The organism is Blastococcus sp. SYSU D00695, from assembly GCF_054050555.1.
Genome location: NZ_JBJGZP010000005.1, coordinates 150575 through 169108, shown reverse-complemented (window position 1 = coordinate 169108; position 18534 = coordinate 150575). Strand labels below are relative to the sequence as shown.

The window sequence follows — 18534 nt, the reverse complement described above, 5'->3', positions numbered from 1 at the left end:
TCCTCGTGCACGACCCCCGCCGCGGCCCGTCAGAGGCGGGCCGCCGCCTGCGCGGGGGTGAGGTCCTCGTCGAGGGCGTGGACGAACAGGTGCTGCGCCACGCCTGCCGGCAGCGGCTCGCCGTCGACGCTGATCGCGTCGCCCTCCTGGCGGGCGACGACGGTCACGCCGGGCCGCACGCCCTGCTGGGCGAGCGCCCGGATGAGGCTCGTGTCCTCCTGCAGCTGCTCGCTGATCCGGCGGATCTGCACCCGCCGGCCCTCGGCGGTCGCGGTGGTCGACAGCAGCGTGAGCGCGTCGAGCACGGCCGACGTCTCGCCGCCGACCGGGGCGGCGACCGGCTGGGCGCCGAGCTCGTCGAGCCCGGGGATCGGGTTGCCGAACGGGGAGACCGTCGGGTTGCCGAGCAGGGCCAGCAGCTTCTTCTCCACCGCCTCGCTCATGACGTGCTCCCAGCGGCACGCCTCCTCGTGGACGTCGGCGTAGTCCAGGCCGATCACGTCCACGAGCAGGCACTCGGCCAGCCGGTGCTTGCGCATGACGGCGGTGGCCAGGCGGCGGCCCTCCGGGGACAGCTGCAGGTGCCGGTCGCCCTCGACGGTGAGCAGGCCGTCGCGCTCCATGCGCGCGACCGTCTGGCTCACCGTGGGGCCGCTCTGGTGCAGGCGCTCGGCGATCCGGGCCCGGAGCGGGACGATGCCCTCCTCCTCGAGCTCGAAGATCGTCCGGAGGTACATCTCCGTGGTGTCGATGAGATCGTTCACAACTCTCCTCCGTGTCACGGCGATCGTACGGGCGAGCGGCGACGTCCCCGGTCAACCGCCCACGGCAACGGCGGCACGCCGTGCCCGATTCCCGGCGGTAGCGTCGGGGACCCCGGGAACCGGACCCGACGGCGGGTGCGGAGCCGGCGGAGCCGGCCTGCCCGGCGAGGAGGGATCGTGAGCGACTCCGTCGCCGTCGTCTGGGACGACGCGCTGCTGGGCTACACCATGGGCGGCGACCACCCGATGCACCCCGTGCGCCTCGACCTGACCATGCAGCTGGCGGACTCGCTGGGCGTCCTCTCCGGGGACCGCGTCACCGTGGTGTCGCCCCGGCCCGCCGGCGAGGACCTCCTCACGCTGGTGCACGACCCGGCCTACCTCGACGCCGTGCGGCGCGCGCCGGGAGACCCCGGCGTCGGCCACGGCCTGGGCACCGACGACAACCCGATCTTCCCCGGCATGTACGACGCGGCCGCGCTCATCACCGGCGGCAGCGTGGAGGCCGCCCGACTGGTGCACGAGGGCGGCGCGCAGCACGCGGTCAACATCTCCGGCGGGCTGCACCACGCGATGCGCGACCGGGCGTCGGGGTTCTGCGTCTTCAACGACGCGGCGGTCGCGATCGCCTGGCTGCTCGCCCAGGGCTACGAGCGGATCGCCTACGTCGACGTCGACGTGCACCACGGCGACGGCGTCCAGGCCGCCTTCTACGACGACCCGCGGGTGCTCACGGTCAGCATCCACCAGACGCCGCTCACCCTGTTCCCGGGCACCGGCTACCCGGAGGAGACCGGCGACCCGGAGAAGGCGCTGGGCAGCGCGGTCAACCTGGCCCTGCCCAACGGCACCGACGACTCCGGCTGGCTGCGGGCCTTCCACGCCGTGGTGCCCGGCGCGCTGCGAGCGTTCGAGCCGCAGATCCTGGTCACCCAGTGCGGCTGCGACGCCCACCACGAGGACCCGATGGCCGACCTGGCGCTCACCGTCGACGGCCAGCGCGCCAGCTACCGCGCGCTGCACGACCTCGCCCACCAGCTGTGCGACGGCCGCTGGGTCGCACTCGGCGGCGGCGGGTACGGGCTGGTCCGGTGCGTGCCGCGGGCCTGGACCCACCTGATCGCCGAGGCCTCCGGCGACCGGCTGGACCCGGAGACCGAGATCCCGGAGTCCTGGCGGGAGGACGTCGTCCGTCGCGGGCTGCGGGCCCGACCACCGACGCACATGACCGAGGGCGGTTACACCGGCTTCGCGCACTGGGACCCGTTCACCGAGTCCCGCGTGGACCGCGCCGTCCTGCGCACCCGCCGCGCCTCCTTCCCCTACCTCGGCCTCGACCCGGACGACCCCCGTGATTGAGGACCCCGCTCGCGCGCTCGCGGTGAGCCTCGGGACGGGGTCGAGGAGGATGCCGTGACCACCGACGACGAGCAGACGCCGCAGCCGCCGGCCCACTGGGAGGCCGACATCGTGGCCGCCGACGGCGGCACCGTGCACCTGCGGCCGATCGGCCCCGCCGACGCCGACGGCCTGGTCGGGCTGATGGACCGCAGCTCCGACCAGACCCGCTACTACCGGTTCTTCGGGCCGATGAAGCGGCTCAGCGACCGGGACCTGCGCCGGTTCACCCACGTCGACCACGACAGCCGGGTGGCGTTCGTGCTGCTGCTGGGCGACCAGGTGATCGGCGTGGGCCGCTACGACCGCTACCCCGGCACCGACGACGCCGAGGTGGCGTTCCTGATCGAGGACGCCCACCAGGGCCGCGGGCTGGGGTCGGTGCTGCTGGAGCACCTGGCCGCGGCCGCGCTGGAACGGGGCATCAAGCGCTTCGTCGCCGAGGTGCTGGCGCAGAACAACCGGATGGTGCGGGTCTTCCTCGACGCCGGGTACACGCCCACCCGCACCTACGAGGAGGGCGTCGTCCACCTCACCTTCCCGATCGCACCGACCGCGACCGCGCTGGCGGTGGCCTCCGAGCGGGAGCAGCGCAGCGAGTCCCGCTCCATCGCGCGCCTGCTGGCGCCGTCGTCGGTGGCCGTCGTCGGTGCCAGCAACGTCGACGGCAAGATCGGCCACGCGGTGCTGCGCAACCTGCTGGCCTACGGCTTCGACGGGCCGGTCTACCCGGTGAACCCCGGTGCCCGGCACGTGCGCGGGGTCCCCGCCTACGCGGGGCTGGAGGAGATCCCCGGCGACGTGGACCTCGCGGTGGTCGCGGTCCCCGCCGAGCAGGTCGCGGGCGTCGTCGCCGCCGCGCGGCGCAAGAAGGTGCACGGCCTGGTGGTGATCTCCGGCGGGTTCGGCGAGTCGGGGGAGGAGGGGCGCGCCCGGGAGCGCGAGCTCGTGGCCGCCGCCCGCCAGTCGGGCATGCGGGTGGTCGGGCCCAACTGCCTGGGCATCGTCAGCACCGACCCGGCGGTGCGGCTCAACGCCAGCCTCGCGCCGCGGGTGCCCGGCCGCGGGCGGGTGGGGTTCTTCGCCCAGTCCGGGGCGCTGGGCGTCGCGCTGCTGGAGCGGGCACGCGAGCGCAACATCGGGCTGTCCAGCTTCGTGTCGGCGGGCAACCGCGCCGACGTCAGCGGCAACGACCTGCTGCAGTTCTGGGCCACCGACCCCGGGACCGAGGTGGTGCTGCTGCACCTGGAGAGCTTCGGCAACCCGCGCAAGTTCGCCCGGCTCGCCCGCTCCGTGGGCCGCACGAAGCCGGTGGTGGCGGTGAAGAGCGGCCGGCACGTGCGGATGACCGAGGGGCTGGCCGGCACGTCGGTGGCGGTCCCGGAGGAGTCGGTGGCGGCGCTGTTCGCCTCGGCCGGCGTGATCCGGGTCGAGACGCTGGCGCAGCTGTTCGACGTCGGTCTGCTGCTGGCCCACCAGCCGCTGCCCGCCGGCGACCGCGTCGCGATCGTCGGCAACTCGACGGCGCTGGGGGTGCTCGTCGCCGACGCCGTCCTCGAGGAGGGCCTGGTGCCGGCCCACGACGCGCCGATCGACGTCGGCACCGCCGCGGACCCGGAGGTCTTCGCCGGCGCGCTGCGGGAGGCGCTCGAGGACGACCGCGTGGACGCGGTCGTCGCGGTGTTCCTCCCGCCGCTGGCCCGCCGGGTGGAGGAGTTCGGCCGCGCGCTGCTGGAGGTGGCCCGCACCTCGCCGAAGCCGGTCGTGGCGACGTTCCTCTCCACCGAGGGCATCCCGCCCGAGCTGACGGTCCCCGGCGAGGACGGGACGCCGGCCCGCGGCTCCATCCCGTCGTTCTCCACGCCGGAGCGGGCGGTGATCGCGCTGGCCAAGGTGGCCGAGTACGCGCGCTGGCGCCGCCGTCCGGTCGGCGAGCTGCCCGAGCTGGCCGACGTCCACGAGCCGGCCGCGCGGGCGGTGGTGGAGTCGGTGCTCGTCGACGCGCCGGGCGGCCGGGACCTCACCGACGACGAGCTGATCGGGCTGCTCGCGGCCTACGGGCTGCCGCTGCTGGGCACCCGCACGGTGACCAGCGACGCCGAGGCCGCGGCCGCGGCCGACGAGATCGGGTACCCGGTCGTGCTCAAGTCGACCGCGCCGTGGCTGCGGCACCGCACCGATCTCGGCGGGGTGCGGATGGACCTGGCCGACGCGGCGGCGGTCCGGGCGGCCTTCCGCGCCATCCCGGCCGGTGACCCGGTGATCGTGCAGGAGATGGCGGCGCCGGGCGTGGCGACGGTCGTGGAGATCGTGGACGACCCCTCGTTCGGTGCGCTGGTCAGCTTCGGCGTCGGCGGGGTCGCCACCGACCTGCTCGGGGACCGGGCCTACCGGACGCTGCCGTTGACCGACCTGGACGCCGCCGAGCTGGTGCGCGCCCCGCGGGCGTGGCCGCTGCTCAACGGCTACCGCGGCTCCGAGCCGGTGGACGTCACGGCGCTGGAGGACCTGCTGCTGCGCGTGGCGCGGCTGGCCGACGACCTGCCGGAGGTGCTGACGCTGCGGCTGGACCCGGTGATCGTCGGGCCGGCGCAGCCCTGGCACGGCGGCCGGTCGCTGGTCATCGCCGGCGCCTCGGCACGCGTGGGCCGGCCGACCGCCCGCGTCGACACCGGCCCCCGCCGCATGCGCTCCCCGGGGGTGTAGCGACGCCGAGCCCGCCACCCGGGCGACGGGTGGCGGGCTCGGGATGTGCTCAGCGGCCCCCGCGGGCCGAGAGCCGCTCCTGCGGGCGGTGTCGTCCGGTGGGACGACGAGGCGTCACGCGAGGTAGTCGCGGAGGGCGTCCGCGCGCTGCGGGTCGCGCAGCTTGGCCATCGTCTCGCGCTCGATCTGGCGGACCCGCTCGCGGGAGAGCCCGAACTGCTTGCCGATCTGCTCCAGCGTCCGGGGCTGGCCGCCGTCCAGGCCGAAGCGGAGGACGACGACGTCGCGCTCGCGCTCCTCCAGCGTCTGCAGGACGTTGCGCACGTCGCCCTTCATCATCTGGAAGGCGACGGCGTCCTCGGCGACCGCGGCGTCGGCGTCCTCGATGAAGTCACCGAGGCGCGACTCCTCGTCGGCGCCGACGGTCTGGTCGAGGCTGACCAGGTCGCGGCTGTACTCGAGCAGCTCGGTGACGCGCTCGGGCGTCATGTCCAGCTCGAGGCCGAGCTCCTCGGCAGTGGGCTCGCGCTCCAGCTCCTGGTGGATGCGGCGCCGGGTGCGCACCACCTTGTTGACCTGCTCGGCCAGGTGGACGGGCAGGCGGATGGTGCGGCCGGAGTCGGCCATGGCGCGGGTGATCGCCTGGCGGATCCACCACGTCGCGTAGGTCGAGAACTTGAAGCCCTTGGTGTAGTCGAACTTCTCGACCGCCCGGATGAGGCCGACGTTGCCCTCCTGGATGAGGTCCAGGAACGTCATGCCGTGGCCGGTGTAGCGCTTGGCCACGGACACGACGAGGCGCAGGTTGGCCTCCAGCAGGTGCCGCTTGGCGGCCTTGCCGTCGGCGGCCAGGGCCCGGTAGTCGCGCTGCAGGGAGGGGGTGAGCCGCCGCTCGGCGAGGAGGCGGTCGGCGTACAGTCCGGCCTCGATGCGCTTGGCGAGCTCGACCTCCTGCTCGGCGGTCAGCAGGGCGGTCTTGCCGATGGTGTTCAGGTAGACGCGCACGAGGTCGGTGGAGACCAGGCCACTGGTGTCGGGCTCGCGGCGGGGCGAGCGGACCTCGAGGGCGTCGTTGGGGGAAGACTGCAGCAGCGTCACGATCTGTCTTCGTCCTTGCCTCTGGTTCGGATGCCTCCGCCGGGCGTCTTCGGCGGCGGGGCGACCGGGCGTCGGTGAGGGTCGGCGGTGCCGGCCGGGGGCCCTCGCGATGTCTCGTCTGTGTGGTACGCCCTGTCCAACGGCCGCGACGGGGCCGGGTGTTCCACACCGGGGCCCTTCACAGCCAACCCACAGGACGTGTGTTCCGTCACCGCTGCCATACCCGCTGCGGCGCCGGACGAACGACATCGGTGGAACTAGACCTCGAGCAGCAGCGTCATCGGTCCCTCGTTGACCGAGGAGACGAGCATCGCCGCGCCGAACAGGCCCGTGGCGACCTCGGCGCCGCGCCGCCGCAGCTCGGCCACGACCTCGGCGACCAGCGGCTCGGCCACCTCGCCGGGTGCGGCGTCGGCCCAGGAGGGACGCCGGCCCTTGCGCGTGTCGGCGTAGAGGGTGAACTGGCTGACGACGAGCAGCGGCAGGCCCAGGTCGGCCGCGGACGCCGCGCCCTCGGCGTCGGGGAACACCCGCAGCTCATGCACCTTGCGGGCCAGCGCCCGCGCGGCGGCGGCGTCGTCGGTGCGGCCGACGCCGACCAGCGCGAGCAGCCCGCGGCCGATCTCCCCGACGACGGCGTCGTCCACCGTCACGGCCGCCCGGGTCACCCTGCTCACGACGGCGCGCACCGGCCCATCCTGCGGGACGGGCCGGTGCGCGCGGTGCGGGGGACGCCGCCGGTCAGGACCGGGCGTCGAGCGCCTCCTGCAGCAGGGGGACCAGCCGGTCGACGACGTAGGGGACCGACAGGACGGAGTTGTAGGTCATGGCGCCGCGCAGGTCCAGGTCGGGCAGCACGAGGCCGCCGGCCCGGGACACGGGCAGGTTCTGCAGCACCGGGTCCTGCTCGACGGTCGCCCGGGTGCCCTCGTCGGTCAGGACGACCAGGACGTCGCCGTCGACCATGTCCAGCCGCTCGCGCGAGACCTCGACGAAGAAGCTGTCCCCGGGGTCGGCGGCGACCACCGCGTCCGGCAGCTCGAAGCCGAGCTGGTCCATGGCCTGGCCGCGGTTGTCCCCGGGGAGGTAGGCGCCGTACTTCCCGTCGTAGGGGAGCACCACGGTGCCCGTCGCGCCAGCGAAGTCCGGATGGGCCTCGACGGCGTCGGCATAGGCGGCGTTGGCCTCGTCGATCAGCTCCTCGCCGCGGGCCTCCTGGCCCAGGGCGCGGGCGATCATGCGGGTCGCGTCGTCCCGGGGGACGGCGTAGGCGTCGGTGCCGGCCGGCCGCACGACGGTCGGGGCGATCTGGCTGAGCTGCTCGTACACCGGCTCCTCGAACCCGGCCGACACCGCGACGATCAGGTCCGGGTCGTAGGTGGCGATCTGCTCGACGTCGATGTCGCTGGACGAGGCGAGGACGTCGGGGCGGGCCCCGTCGAGGTACGGCTCGGCCCACGGGCCGACGCCGAGCCCGTCCAGGTAGAACGAGAACCCGGAGACCGCCTGCGGGACGACGCCGAGGGCGAGCACCGGGTCCGCGTCGGTCACGCCGAGGACGACGACCCGCTCGGGCTCCTCCTCGACGGTGGTGCTGCCCCAGATGTGGTCGATCGTCACCGGGAAGGCGTCGGACCCGTCCTCCGCGCCGGCGCCGGCCTCCGGCTCGCCGGACGTGTCCGCTCCGCAGGCCGAGGTGAGGAGCAGCAGGCCGGTCGCGGCGGCCAGCAGCGCGGTGCGGGGGGCGGGGGTGGGCACGAGGACTCCTCACGTCGGGCGGCCGGTTCGCCGCGAGAACGAAGGTTAGCCTGCCCTCACTCGGAGTTGATCACCGGGTCCGGCCTCCGTCGCCCGGACGCGGGCGCCGTCCGTGGTGCTGCCGGCGCCCGCCCCCGCGGACGTCGGCTACCGTCCGCTGCCGGTCGAGTCCGTGGGAGGTCCTCGTGTCGTACGTCGTCGACGTCGAGCAGGTGTCCGTCGAGGGGCTGGAGTCCTCGCCGGTTGCCGAGGCACTCGCCGGGCTGCGGGCGAACGAGGCCCGCTACTACCGGAACAAGTTCGGTCACGTCTTCACCGTCGACCCGGCGGGCGAGGCCGCGGAGACGGTCGACTGGGTGCACCGCGTCCTCGCCGAGGAGCGGGACATCGTCATCGCGTCGCGACCGCTGGAGGCCACGGCCTTCGAGGTCGACGGCACCCGGATGGCCTACGTGTTCTACGAGTCCGGCCTGGCGGTCAACGTGATGTACGGCCTGGCCGAGGGGTCCAAGCGCGCCGTGGGCTTCAAGCTGTCCGACGGGATGGAGGTCCCCGAGGAGCTCGCGTCCCGGTTCAAGTTCGCCCGCCAGCGGTCGAAGTTGGCCGGCACCATCCGCGGGTCCTACTTCGTGGTCAAGGGGCAGTACTGAGCCTCCGGCCGGACGGGCCCACCCGCCGGTCGGGCAGGATGTCGCCGTGCCGGAGCGGACCCTCGCCCAGGACCCGCGCGCCGACGAGTTCCTGGGGCGCGAGCTTCTCGCCCTGCTGCTGGGCATGCCGTTCGACCAGCACGTGCGTCGACGAAGCAGTGTTGCGTGACGCTGCTCCGGCGGCCGGCACGCGGCCCCTCTGTTGCGGCCGGCACGGTCCACCAGGAGCCGGCGATCGCGGACGTCAGTGGTGGAACAGAGCAGAGCAGAGCATCTCGTTGGCGAGGCGCGTGGCTTCGCCGTCCCCGTCGTGGACCTGCTCGCAGAGCGTCTGCCAACCGGCGTGGCTGGTGAGCGTGTAGGCGAGGGCGATGGCCGTGGACGGTGGGATCTCGAGGATCCCCGCCTGCTCGGCGCGGTCGATCACCTGACCGAGTCGCCTGGTCCGCTGCGCCCGGATCTCGCGGACCTGGTGGTCCAGCTCGGGATACCCGCGCAGCGCGAGCAGCGCGCTCAGCCGGGCCCCCATCCGGGCGTAGCGCTGGTGATAGGCCTCGACGACGTGACGCAGTTGTTGCTCGGGGTCGGCATCGGGAACGGTGAGCGCATCGACCGCGATCCGGGTCTGTTCTGCGTGATGGCGGAACGCCGCCGCCAGGAGCTGGTCGCGGCCGGCGAAGTGGTTGTACAACGTGCGCAGTGCCACGTCGGCCCGGGCGGCGACCGCTTGGAGCGTGACCTCACCGTTGGCAGCAGCGACCTCGTCGAGCGCCGCTTCGAGGATGCGGCGCTGGATCTCGGTGGCCGCCTGCTGCCGCCGCTCCATCGAATAGGGCCGAGGCATGCCCAGGAAGGTAGCACTTTACGTGCATGCTTGCGTGCATTAGATTTCTCACCGTCGGTCGAGGTCGACAGCACCGGGCCGGCGATCAGCAGGCGGGTGACCGCGCAACCCCGCCGGGCCCGTCCGAGGACCCGACCGCGGCCCACCGCCGGAACCACACACGAGCGGAGGAGCCGGCCGTGACCCTGGACCCCACCATCACCAACTCCGACCACTACAAGGTCGTCTTCGAGAACGACCGCGTGCGCGTGCTGGAGTACACGGACGTACCAGGGGACAAGACGACGCAGCACGAACACCCCGACAGCGTCCTGGTCGCTCTCAGCACCTTCCGGCGGCGCATGTACTCGAAGGACGACGAACCGCACGACGTCACACTGGCCGCGGGAAGGGTCGGGTGGCTCGACGCCCAGCAGCACGCGGGCCACAACATCGGCGACACCGACAGCCACGTCATCTTCGTCGAGCTGAAGGAAGGGCCACGTGCGCCGGGGGCGGCTCTCGGTCCCATCGGGCCGGCCGTCGGGTAGTGCCTCCAGCCTGCACCCTGGGCGGGACAGGCGAGTTCGGACGTGACCGGGGGTGCGGTTGACCCCCGTGTCGCGTCCCGCTCGTCGGCGAGCAGCTACAGCCGCACGTGCGTGTCCCTGTGCGGAGCGACGTCGGGATGGGGGAGCTGATCGCCCTCTGATCGCCCTACGGCACCATCTCCGGTGTGCCTCAGTTGACGCTCACCCAGGACCCGCGCGCCGACGAGCTGCTGGGCCGCGACCCGCTGGCGCTGCTGCTGGGCATGCTGTTCGACCAGCAGTTCCCGATGGAGCGTGCCTTCGCCGGCCCGCGGCTGCTGGCCGACCGGATGGGGGTCGACACCCTCTCCGCGGCGCAGCTCGCCGACGCCGACCCCGGGCAGGTGGCCGCCTGGTTCCAGGGACCGCCCGCCGTCCACCGCTATCCCGGCTCCATGGCCGCGCGCGCCCAGGCGGTGTGCCGGCTGCTGGTCGAGCGCTACGACGGCCGCGCCGACGCGCTGTGGGCCGACGCCCCCGACGGGACGACGCTGCTGCGCCGGATCGGTGAGCTGCCCGGCTTCGGCGCGCAGAAGGCGAAGATCCTCGTCGCGCTGCTCGGCAAGCGGTACGGCGTCGCGCCGCCGGGCTGGCGGGAGGCCGCCGGCGAGTACGGCGAGGAGGGGTCCCACCGGTCGGTCGCCGACATCACCGGGCCCGAGTCGCTGGCCGAGGTGCGCCGCACCAAGCAGGAGAAGAAGCGGGCGGCGAAGGCCGCGGCGACCTCCTAGACCGGGTCCGCAGCGGGCGGCCCAGGTACCTGCGTCGCGCGCGATCCGGTGGCACGATGGGCGGCAGGAGCCGGGGGCTCCGGGGCCGACGGATCCGCTCGCCGACTCCTCGCCACCACCCCCCGGCCGGTCCAGGGAAGGGCACCCGTGGCCTCCAGCCAGCAGTCCGCACGATCCCGGCGAGCAGAGCCGGTCCTCATCACCGAGGCGGCGCCGAGCCTCGCCGAGCAGCACGCCGCGCGGAAGCGCCGCTACGTGATGACGATGGGCGTGCGCCTGGTCAGCGTCGTGCTGGCCGCGGCGTTCTACCAGACCCTGTGGCTGGCGATCGGCTTCGCCGTCCTCGGCACCGTCCTGCCCTGGATCGCCGTCGTCATGGCCAACGACGCCCCACCGAAGAAGAAGCTCGACCCCAACCGCTACCGGCCGCCGGCGCCGGACCGGATCCTCGCCGACCCGGCCGCCGCCCGCCGGGCCATCGAGCCGGGTCGGGTCATCGAGCACTGACCCCGGCGCACCGACCCCCAGCGCACCGACCCGGGGGGCCCTCAGCCGCGCGGGGACACCTCCGCCGGCGTGCCCACGTGGTGGCGGCCCAGCGGGAGCATCAGCGGTGCGCCGGACGTCGGGTCCACGACCACCCGGCTGTCCAGCCCGAACACGGCCCGCACGCACTCCTCGGTGAGCACGTCGGCCGGGCTGCCGGCGGCGTGGATCCGGCCGGCGGCCAGGGCGACGAGGTGGTCGGCGTAGCGCGCGGCCAGGTTCAGGTCGTGCAGCACCATCACGATCGTCGTCCCGCGGGTGCGGTTCAGGTCGGTGAGCAGGTCCAGCACCTCGACCTGGTGGGCGACGTCGAGGAAGGTCGTCGGCTCGTCCAGCAGCAGCAGGTCGGTCTGCTGGGCCAGGGCCATCGCGATCCACACCCGCTGCCGCTGACCGCCGGACAGCTCGTCGACCGCCCGGTCGGCCAGCGCCGTCGTCTGCGTCGCCTCCAGCGCGGCGGCCACCGCGGCGTCGTCCTCCCGGCTCCAGCGCGAGAACACGCCCTGGTGCGGGTGCCGGCCGCGGCCGACCAGGTCGGCCACGGTGATGCCCTCGGGGGCGATGGGCGACTGGGGGAGCAGCCCGAGGGTGCGGGCGAGCTCCTTGGCCGGCGTGCGGTGCACCGCCCGGCCGTCCAGCAGCACCTGGCCCGCACGGGGGGAGAGCAGCCGCGACATGGACCGCAGCAGCGTCGACTTCCCGCACGCGTTCGCGCCGACGATGGCGGTGATCCGCCCCGCCGGGACGGCGAGGTCCAGGCCCTCGATGACCGTGCGGTCGCCGTAGGCGAGCGTGAGCTGCTCGGCCGCGAGCGAGTGGGTGGCGGTCACGGTGTGCTCCGTTCGCTCGGGTGCGGCGCGGCCGGCGCCGGCGGCGGGCCGCTCACACCGAACCACCGCCGCGGTTGGTGCGGACGATGAGGTAGATCAGGTACGGCGCGCCCAGCACGCCGGTGACGACGCCGACGGGGTAGCGGGTGCCCAGCGCGAACTGCCCGACCAGGTCGGCGACCAGCACGAGCAGGGCCCCGACCAGCGCCGCCGGGACCAGCAGGGACCCGTTCGGCCCGACGATCCGCGCGGCGATCGGCCCGGCGAGGAACGACACGAACGCGATCGGGCCGCACGCGGCGGTGGCGAATGCGACGAGCCCGACCGCGCAGACGATCGCCACGACGCGGGTGCGCTCCACCCGGACGCCCAGCGCCGAGGCGGTGTCGTCGCCGAGCTGCAGCGCCGACAGGTTCCTCGTCTGCCCGAGCAGCACCGGCGCGAGCACGACGAGGGCGACCAGGGCGGGGGCGACCGCCTCCCAGGTCGTGCCGTTGAGGCTGCCGGTCAGCCAGCGCAGCGCCTCCTGGTAGTCCCAGGCGCCGGCCTTGGTCAGCACGTAGGAGACGACGCTGTTGAGCATCGCGCCGACGCCGATGCCGATCAGGATGAGGCGGGTGCCCGCGACGCCGTTGCGGAACGCCAGCAGGTAGATGACGAGCGCGACGCCCAGGGCGGCGACGACGGCGAGGGTGGAGACCGCCGTCCCGCCGAGGGAGAAGATGACGATGCCGGTGACGGCGGCCGCGCTGGCGCCCGAGCTGATGCCGATGACGTCGGGGCTGGCCAGCGGGTTGCGCAGCATCGTCTGGAACGTGACGCCGGCCAGGCCGAAGCTCAGCCCGGCGACGATCGCGAGGACCCCGCGCGGCAGCCGCAGGCGCCCGACGGTGAAGGTGGCGCCGGGCACGCGCTCGCCCAGCAGCACGCGGAGCACGTCGCCGGGCGGGTAGGTGGTCTGCCCGACCATCAGCGTGACGGCGAAGCCGGCGACCAGCAGCGTCCCGAGCACCGCGATGACCACCCGGCGCCGGGAGGCGCGGCGGACCCGGTCGCGGGTGACGGTCTCGACGGTGGCGTCGGGGACCGGGACGACGGCGGTCACAGCGCGCGCACCTTCTGCCGGCGGACGATCGCGATGAAGACCGGCGCCCCGACCAGGGCGGTGATGATGCCGACGTCGAGCTCGGAGGGCCGGGCCACGACGCGGCCGATCACGTCGGAGGCGACCAGCAGGCACGCCCCGGCGAGCGCCGAGAAGGGGAGCAGCCACCGGTGGTCCACCCCGACGAGCAGCCGGCACAGGTGCGGGACGACCAGCCCGACGAACCAGATCGGGCCCGCGACGGCGGTCGCCGCGCCGCACAGCAGCACCGAGCCCAGCGCCGCGACCCCGCGCGCCAGGGCCACGCGCTCGCCGAGGCCGGCGGCGAGCTCGTCGCCCAGGGCCAGGGAGTTCAGGCTGCGGGCCGACAGCAGGCTGATGGCGAGCCCGGCCACGAGGAACGGCAGCACCGGGGTGATGGTGGCGAAGGTGGCCCCGCCGACCCCGCCGACCTGGAAGGACTGGACGTCGGCGGCGATGTCCCCACGCGGCAGGGCGATCGCCGTGACGAACGAGGTCAGGGCCGCCGACGTCGCGGCGCCGGCCAGCGCCAGCTTGAGAGGGGTCGCGCCGCCGCGGCCCAGGGACCCGACGGCGTAGACGAACACCGCGGCCAGGGCGGCGCCGGTGATCGCGGTGGCGATCTTGCTGGTCGCCGAGAACAGGCCGAACCACGCGATGCCGGCCACGACGGCCAGCGAGGCGCCCATGTTGATGCCCAGGACGCCCGGGTCGGCCAGCGGGTTGCGGGTCACCCCCTGCATCACGGCGCCGGCCAGCCCGAGGGCGGCGCCGACCAGGACGGCCAGCACCGTGCGCGGGATCCGCTTGGTGACCGCGGCCTCCTCGATGGTGTCCGAGGAGCCGCCGAGCGCGGCCAGGATGTCCGACCAGCCCACGCCGCGGGAGCCGATCGCCACGGACGCGGCCGCCAGCAGGACGAGGGCGGCCACGACGAGCAGCAGCCAGAGCACGCGCACCGACCCCGGACGCCGCGCGGCGGCGGTGTCCGGGGTCGGTGCGGGGTGGACCGAGGTCACGAGGGACCGGTCACGCGGCCGGCGCCACGGCCTTGTCGGCGGCCTCGGCCAGCATGGTCACGTAGTCCTCGAGCACCCAGGAGATCGCCAGGGGGGTGGGGTTGGCCGCGGTGCCGAGCGGGGTGTCGGGCAGCAGCACGATCGCGTCGTCGGCCACCGCGGGCATCTGCGACAGCAGCGGGTCGGCCTTCAGCGCGTCCACCAGCGACTGGTCGCCGTAGGTCACGATGATCTGCACGTCGTCGAGGGTGTCGATCTGCTCGGCGCTGATCGTGCCCGAGAACTGCTCCGGGTCGGTCGACGCGGCGGTGATGCTGGGGGGCGTGCCCAGGCCGAGGTCGGCGAAGAACGCGCTCCGGGTGTCGAACGGCGTGTAGTAGCTGACCTCGCTGAGGTCGGTGGTGTCGACGTGCGTGAGGAACATCGTGTTCACGCCCTCGAGCTGCGGGTGCTCCGCCACGGTGTCCTCGATCTGCTGCTCGAGGTCGGCGATCAGCTCGTCGCCCTCCTCGGCCATCCCCATGCCGGCCGAGTTGATCTCGATCATCTCGCGCCACGGGGTCGCCCACGGCGCCTCGGGGAAGGCGATGGTCGGGGCGATCTCGCTGAGGGTGTCGTAGTCCTCCTGCGTGAGGCCCGAGTAGCCGGCCAGGATCACGTCGGGCTGGGTGTCGGCGACGGCCTCGAAGTCGATGCCGTCGGTCTCGTCGAACAGCACGGGCGTCTCGCCGCCCAGCTCCTCCAGGCGCTCGGAGACCCAGGGCAGCAGGCCGTCGCCGTCGTCGTCGCCGAAGTTGGCCGCGGCCATGCCGACGGGGACGACGCCGAGCGCCAGCGGGACCTCGTGGTTGGCCCAGGCCACCGTCGCGACGCGCTCCGGCGTCCCCTCGATCGTCGTGGTGCCGAAGGCGTGCTCGACGGTGACGCTGTCGTCGGCGCCCGCGGCGTCGTCCGAGGAGTCCTCACCGCAGGCGGCGAGGCCGCCGACGAGGAGGGCGGCGGTGGTGAGCGCGGCCAGTCGCGGAGCGCGGCGCATGGTGTCCTTCCGGTCGGAGCGGGCGCGCGGGGCGCCCCGGTGAGTGCACCCCCGCGGTCCGGCGCGTCGCGCGGTCCGGCGGCCCCATCGAGACGGGCTGAGGGTTGCCTAACCGAACTTAGGGTGTCCTTGGCGATTCGTGGGTCACGATCGAGTCACGGTTGACCCATCCGCGGGTCAGCGCGCTCCCGGCCGCCGCACCACGTCGGCGGCGACCGCCATGCCGGCGTCGAGGAGCGCCGCGGCGGCCGCCTCCGGTGCCCGGCCGGCGTCCCCGGCCGGCCAGGCGGCCAGCAGGCCGGCGGTGAAGGCGTCGCCGGCGCCGGTGGTGTCGAGCACGGTCGTCGGGGGCGCGGGCCGGTGCACGAGGAGGTCGCCGGCGCACCACAGCGCGCCGTCCGCGCCGAGCGTCACCGCGACGGCCGGGTGCCGGCCGGCGAGCGCCCGCGCCGCGTCGGCGACGTCCGCGCAGCCGGTGAGCAGCCGCGCCTCGTCGGCGTTGGGCAGCAGCAGCGTCACGCCGGCCGTGTCGGCCAGCCAGCGGTCGACGCCGTAGCGGGCCAGCGGGCCGGTGGAGGCGGGGTCCAGGGAGGTGGTGGCGCCCGCGGCCGCCGCGGCGGCCAGCGCCGCCAGCCCGGCGGTGCGCGGGCGCGGGTCCAGCAGCGTGTAGCCCGACAGGTGCAGGTGCGTCCCGGCCGACGGCGGCGGGACGTCGTCCGCCACGAGCTCCAGGTTGGCCCCGCGGTCGGCGACCATGCTGCGCTGCCCGCCGGGCTCCACGAGGCTGACGATCGTCCCGGTGACCCCGCCGGGCACCGTCCGGACGGCGAGCGCCACCCCCGCCGCGGCCAGCTCCGCCCGCAGCGCCTCCCCGGCGGGGTCCGCGCCCACGCAGCCGGCGAAGGTCACCGCGACGCCGAGCCGGGCCAGGTGCACCGCCACGTTGGCACCGGCACCGCCGCCGCGGGTGCGGATGGTCGCGGGGCGGTCCGAGCCGGGCGCGGGCTCCCCGGCGAGGACGGCGACGACGTCGGTCGCCGCGTCCCCGACGACGACCACGGCGCGCCCCACGTCCGGCGGCCGCGGGTCAGGCCGGCAGCGCGGCCAGCGCCGCGGCGATCCGCCCGGCCAGCTCCGCGTTGCGCAGCACCAGCCGCACGTTGACCGCGAGCGTCGCGCCCGCGCTGGCCCGGTGCAGGTGGTCCAGGACGAACGGCGTCACCGCCTTGCCCCGCACGTCGTAGGCGTCGGCGGCCGCCAGCGCGTCGGCGATCACCCGGTCGTGCAGGCCGCGGTCCAGCTCCTCCTCGACCGGCAGCGGGTTGGCCACCACGACCGCCCCGGGGGACAGCCGGCGTCGGGCGGCGAGCACCGCGGCGGCCTCCGCCGGGTCGTCCACCGACCAGTCCACGGTCGACCCCGAGTCGGCCACGTAGAAACCGGGGAAGGTCCGGGTGCGGTAGCCGACGACGGTCACCGAGAGGCTCTCCAGCCGCTCGAGGGTCGCGGGGACGTCGAGGATCGACTTCACGCCGGCGCAGACGACCGCCAGGGACGTGCGCGACAGCGCGGTGAGGTCGGCGGACTCGTCGAACGTCTCGACCGACTGCCGGTGCACCCCGCCGAGGCCGCCGGTGGCGAACACGCCGATGCCGGCGCGCTCGGCCAGCAGCGCGGTCGAGGAGACGGTGGTGGCCCCGGACAGGCCCAGGGCCGCGGCCACCGGCAGGTCGCGGACCCCGAGCTTGGCCAGGTCGGGATCGGCGCAGACGCGGTCGACCTGGGCGGGGGTGAGGCCCACGTGCGGGACGCCGTCCAGCACCGCGATCGTCGCCGGCACCGCGCCGCCGGCCCGCACGGCCGCCTCGACCTCGTCGGCGGCGGCCCGGTTGTCCGGGCGCGGCAGGCCGTGGGCGAGCAGCGTGCTCTCCAGGGCGACGACGGGCGCGCCCGCGGCCAGCGCCGCGGCCACCTCGGAGGACAGCTGCACGGCGGGGGAGGGGAGCCCGGTCACCCTGTCATCATGGACGTCGGCCGGCGGGTCCGCGCCGGCCCGGACACGGGTCCGTCCGGGGCCCGTCCGCCGCAGTCCGCCCGCCGAGCCAGGGAGCACCCCGTGAGCAGCAGCGACCTCCTCGAGAAGCCCGACGTCCGCGAGGGCGACACCGGCAGCGCCAACGAGGTCTTCCACTACGTGCGCAAGAACAAGATCGCCGAAAGTGCGGTCATGGGCACGCTGGTGGAGGCGCTGTGTGGCGAGGTCTTCCCGGTGACGAAGAGCCCGAAGCCCGGCAGCCCGGTGTGCCCGGCCTGCAAGGAGGTCTACGAGCAGCTCCGCAAGGAGTAGCCGGCTCCGGCGGGCGGGGTCACAGCGCGTCGAGCTGGCGGGCGCGCTCCAGCTTCTCGGCCCGCCGCTGCTGGCGGCGCTTCTCGTGCCGGCGCAGCGGCGCCGGCCACCGCTCCTGGATCGTCGCGTTCAGCTCGGCGCCCAGCAGGATGGCCATGCCGAAGAAGAAGCAGAACAGCAGGACCGCGATGGGGGTGGCCAGCGCCCCGTAGGGCAGCGCCGCCACCAGGATGTCGGCGATGTAGACGCGCAGGATCGTCGCGGCCACCCAGAAGAAGGCCATCGCCAGCACCGTGCCGGGCAGGTGCCGCCGCCACGGCAGCCGCCGCGGCAGGATCACGTGGTAGAAGCTCGTCAGCCCCACCAGCAGGCCGATGAGCACCACGGGCCCGTAGACGGCGTTGACCAGCACGGTCGCCGTCCCCTGCCAGCTCTCGGCGAACAGGTCCACGAGCAGGCCCGGGCCGAGCACCAGCAGCGGCAGGGTGAGCACCGCCAGCAGCAGCCCCACGACGAACAGCCACAGCGCCATGAGCCGGGTGGCGATCGGTCCGCGGACGTCGCGCTGCCCGTACGCGATGACGATCGTGTTCATGAAGGTGGCCGTGGCCGAGGAGCCCGCCCAGAGGGTCACCAGGAAGCCGACGCTGACGACGTCGAGCCGGCCGGAGCCCAGGATGTCGGTGAGCGTCGGCCGCACCAGGTCGTCCACCACGTCCGGGGTGAGCGCGGTGGCCGAGGCGTCGACCAGCTGCTCCTCGATGCGCGCGACCGTGTCGCCACCAATCCAGTCCCCGAGGAAGCCCAGGGACCCCAGGAGGGCGATCAGCAGCGGCGGGATCGACAGCACCTGCCAGAACGCCGCCTCCCCGGACAGCCCGAGGATGCGGTCGGACCACGCCTTGGCCACGGTGCGGCCCAGCACCCGGAACGGCACCCGGACCGCGGTCGCCCACCCGGGCCGGGTCGCTCCCGCGCCGGACGCGGTGCTGCCGCCGGGCGGGGGGTTCCCCGGCGGGTCGACGGGCTCGCCGGCCCGAGCCGGGGAGTCCCCGGGCAGCACGGCGCTCACCGGACCAGTGTGCACGCCCGCCCGGGGTGGACCGGGACGG

General features: G+C 74.6%; 20 protein-coding genes. 8 read left to right on the top strand and 12 right to left on the bottom strand.

Annotated elements, in window-relative coordinates; all coding sequences use genetic code 11:
- Window positions 1-29: 29 nt before the first annotated feature.
- Window positions 30-764 carry a metal-dependent transcriptional regulator gene (locus ACI781_RS05505; RefSeq protein ID WP_456565068.1) on the bottom strand — a complete coding sequence of 245 codons (735 nt, stop codon included), beginning with the start codon at window positions 762-764 and terminating at the stop codon, window positions 30-32.
- Window positions 765-941: 177 nt separating this feature from the next.
- On the opposite strand from ACI781_RS05505, the gene ACI781_RS05500 reads away from it, so the two are divergent.
- Both ACI781_RS05500 and ACI781_RS05495 read left to right on the top strand, forming a co-directional pair.
- Window positions 942-2123, top strand: a complete 1182-nt coding sequence (locus tag ACI781_RS05500) for an acetoin utilization protein AcuC (RefSeq protein WP_456565067.1) — start codon at window positions 942-944, stop codon at window positions 2121-2123.
- Window positions 2124-2177: 54 nt separating this feature from the next.
- Window positions 2178-4868: a bifunctional acetate--CoA ligase family protein/GNAT family N-acetyltransferase gene (locus tag ACI781_RS05495; protein WP_456565066.1), complete on the top strand. Its 2691-nt coding sequence runs from the start codon at window positions 2178-2180 to the stop codon at window positions 4866-4868.
- Window positions 4869-4982: 114 nt separating this feature from the next.
- Here ACI781_RS05495 and sigB read toward each other — a convergent pair whose 3' ends face one another.
- The 3 genes from sigB to ACI781_RS05480 form a co-directional block, all read right to left on the bottom strand.
- Window positions 4983-5966 carry an RNA polymerase sigma factor SigB gene (gene sigB, locus ACI781_RS05490; protein WP_456565065.1) on the bottom strand — a complete coding sequence of 328 codons (984 nt, stop codon included), beginning with the start codon at window positions 5964-5966 and terminating at the stop codon, window positions 4983-4985.
- A 257-nt stretch (window positions 5967-6223) separates the two neighbouring features.
- On the bottom strand, window positions 6224-6655 hold the full coding sequence (gene dtd / locus ACI781_RS05485; RefSeq protein ID WP_456565064.1) for a D-aminoacyl-tRNA deacylase: 432 nt from the start codon (window positions 6653-6655) through the stop codon (window positions 6224-6226).
- A gap of 52 nt (window positions 6656-6707) precedes the next feature.
- Window positions 6708-7724, bottom strand: a complete 1017-nt coding sequence (locus ACI781_RS05480) for an iron-siderophore ABC transporter substrate-binding protein (RefSeq protein WP_456565063.1) — start codon at window positions 7722-7724, stop codon at window positions 6708-6710.
- A 185-nt stretch (window positions 7725-7909) separates the two neighbouring features.
- Here ACI781_RS05480 and ACI781_RS05475 point away from each other — a divergent pair, with 185 nt between their 5' ends.
- Together ACI781_RS05475 and ACI781_RS05470 are read left to right on the top strand one after the other, a co-directional pair.
- Complete coding sequence (locus tag ACI781_RS05475) at window positions 7910-8374, top strand: hypothetical protein (protein ID WP_456565062.1); 465 nt, start codon at window positions 7910-7912, stop codon at window positions 8372-8374.
- A 46-nt stretch (window positions 8375-8420) separates the two neighbouring features.
- The gene (locus ACI781_RS05470) at window positions 8421-8543 is read left to right on the top strand and encodes a hypothetical protein (protein WP_456565061.1); all 123 of its coding nucleotides are present in this window, start codon (window positions 8421-8423) and stop codon (window positions 8541-8543) included.
- Between the two features lie 75 nt (window positions 8544-8618).
- Here the strand turns inward: ACI781_RS05470 and ACI781_RS05465 are convergent, their stop codons facing one another.
- Window positions 8619-9218: a TetR/AcrR family transcriptional regulator gene (locus ACI781_RS05465; protein ID WP_456565060.1), complete on the bottom strand. Its 600-nt coding sequence runs from the start codon at window positions 9216-9218 to the stop codon at window positions 8619-8621.
- A 179-nt stretch (window positions 9219-9397) separates the two neighbouring features.
- Here ACI781_RS05465 and ACI781_RS05460 point away from each other — a divergent pair, with 179 nt between their 5' ends.
- From ACI781_RS05460 to ACI781_RS05450, 3 genes are all read left to right on the top strand, one after another.
- Window positions 9398-9748, top strand: coding sequence for a cytoplasmic protein (locus ACI781_RS05460; RefSeq protein ID WP_456565059.1), 351 nt, complete (start codon window positions 9398-9400; stop codon window positions 9746-9748).
- Window positions 9749-9933: 185 nt separating this feature from the next.
- Window positions 9934-10518 (top strand): HhH-GPD-type base excision DNA repair protein, encoded by a 585-nt coding sequence (locus ACI781_RS05455; RefSeq protein ID WP_456565058.1) that lies wholly within the window; start codon window positions 9934-9936, stop codon window positions 10516-10518.
- A 147-nt stretch (window positions 10519-10665) separates the two neighbouring features.
- Window positions 10666-11025 (top strand): DUF3099 domain-containing protein, encoded by a 360-nt coding sequence (locus ACI781_RS05450; protein WP_456565057.1) that lies wholly within the window; start codon window positions 10666-10668, stop codon window positions 11023-11025.
- Between the two features lie 41 nt (window positions 11026-11066).
- Here the strand turns inward: ACI781_RS05450 and ACI781_RS05445 are convergent, their stop codons facing one another.
- The 6 genes from ACI781_RS05445 to ACI781_RS05420 all read right to left on the bottom strand — a co-directional run bounded on the left by ACI781_RS05445 (window position 11067) and on the right by ACI781_RS05420 (window position 17089).
- Window positions 11067-11894, bottom strand: a complete 828-nt coding sequence (locus tag ACI781_RS05445) for an ABC transporter ATP-binding protein (protein ID WP_456565056.1) — start codon at window positions 11892-11894, stop codon at window positions 11067-11069.
- Between the two features lie 52 nt (window positions 11895-11946).
- Window positions 11947-12999, bottom strand: coding sequence for a FecCD family ABC transporter permease (locus ACI781_RS05440; RefSeq protein WP_456565055.1), 1053 nt, complete (start codon window positions 12997-12999; stop codon window positions 11947-11949).
- Entirely contained in the window at window positions 12996-14039 is a 1044-nt protein-coding gene (locus tag ACI781_RS05435; protein WP_456565054.1) for a FecCD family ABC transporter permease, read from the bottom strand. Before ACI781_RS05435 ends, ACI781_RS05440 begins: the two co-directional genes overlap by 4 nt.
- 10 nt (window positions 14040-14049) lie before the next feature.
- Window positions 14050-15075: an iron-siderophore ABC transporter substrate-binding protein gene (locus ACI781_RS05430; RefSeq protein ID WP_456565053.1), complete on the bottom strand. Its 1026-nt coding sequence runs from the start codon at window positions 15073-15075 to the stop codon at window positions 14050-14052.
- A 177-nt stretch (window positions 15076-15252) separates the two neighbouring features.
- On the bottom strand, window positions 15253-16146 hold the full coding sequence (locus ACI781_RS05425) for a carbohydrate kinase family protein (protein WP_456565052.1): 894 nt from the start codon (window positions 16144-16146) through the stop codon (window positions 15253-15255).
- Window positions 16147-16162: 16 nt separating this feature from the next.
- Window positions 16163-17089, bottom strand: coding sequence for a pseudouridine-5'-phosphate glycosidase (locus tag ACI781_RS05420; RefSeq protein ID WP_456565051.1), 927 nt, complete (start codon window positions 17087-17089; stop codon window positions 16163-16165).
- A 102-nt stretch (window positions 17090-17191) separates the two neighbouring features.
- Between ACI781_RS05420 and ACI781_RS05415 the strand changes: the two genes are divergently transcribed.
- Window positions 17192-17422, top strand: coding sequence for a DUF3039 domain-containing protein (locus ACI781_RS05415; RefSeq protein ID WP_456565050.1), 231 nt, complete (start codon window positions 17192-17194; stop codon window positions 17420-17422).
- A gap of 19 nt (window positions 17423-17441) precedes the next feature.
- Here ACI781_RS05415 and ACI781_RS05410 read toward each other — a convergent pair whose 3' ends face one another.
- On the bottom strand, window positions 17442-18494 hold the full coding sequence (locus ACI781_RS05410; protein ID WP_456565049.1) for a YihY/virulence factor BrkB family protein: 1053 nt from the start codon (window positions 18492-18494) through the stop codon (window positions 17442-17444).
- Window positions 18495-18534: the final 40 nt, after the last annotated feature.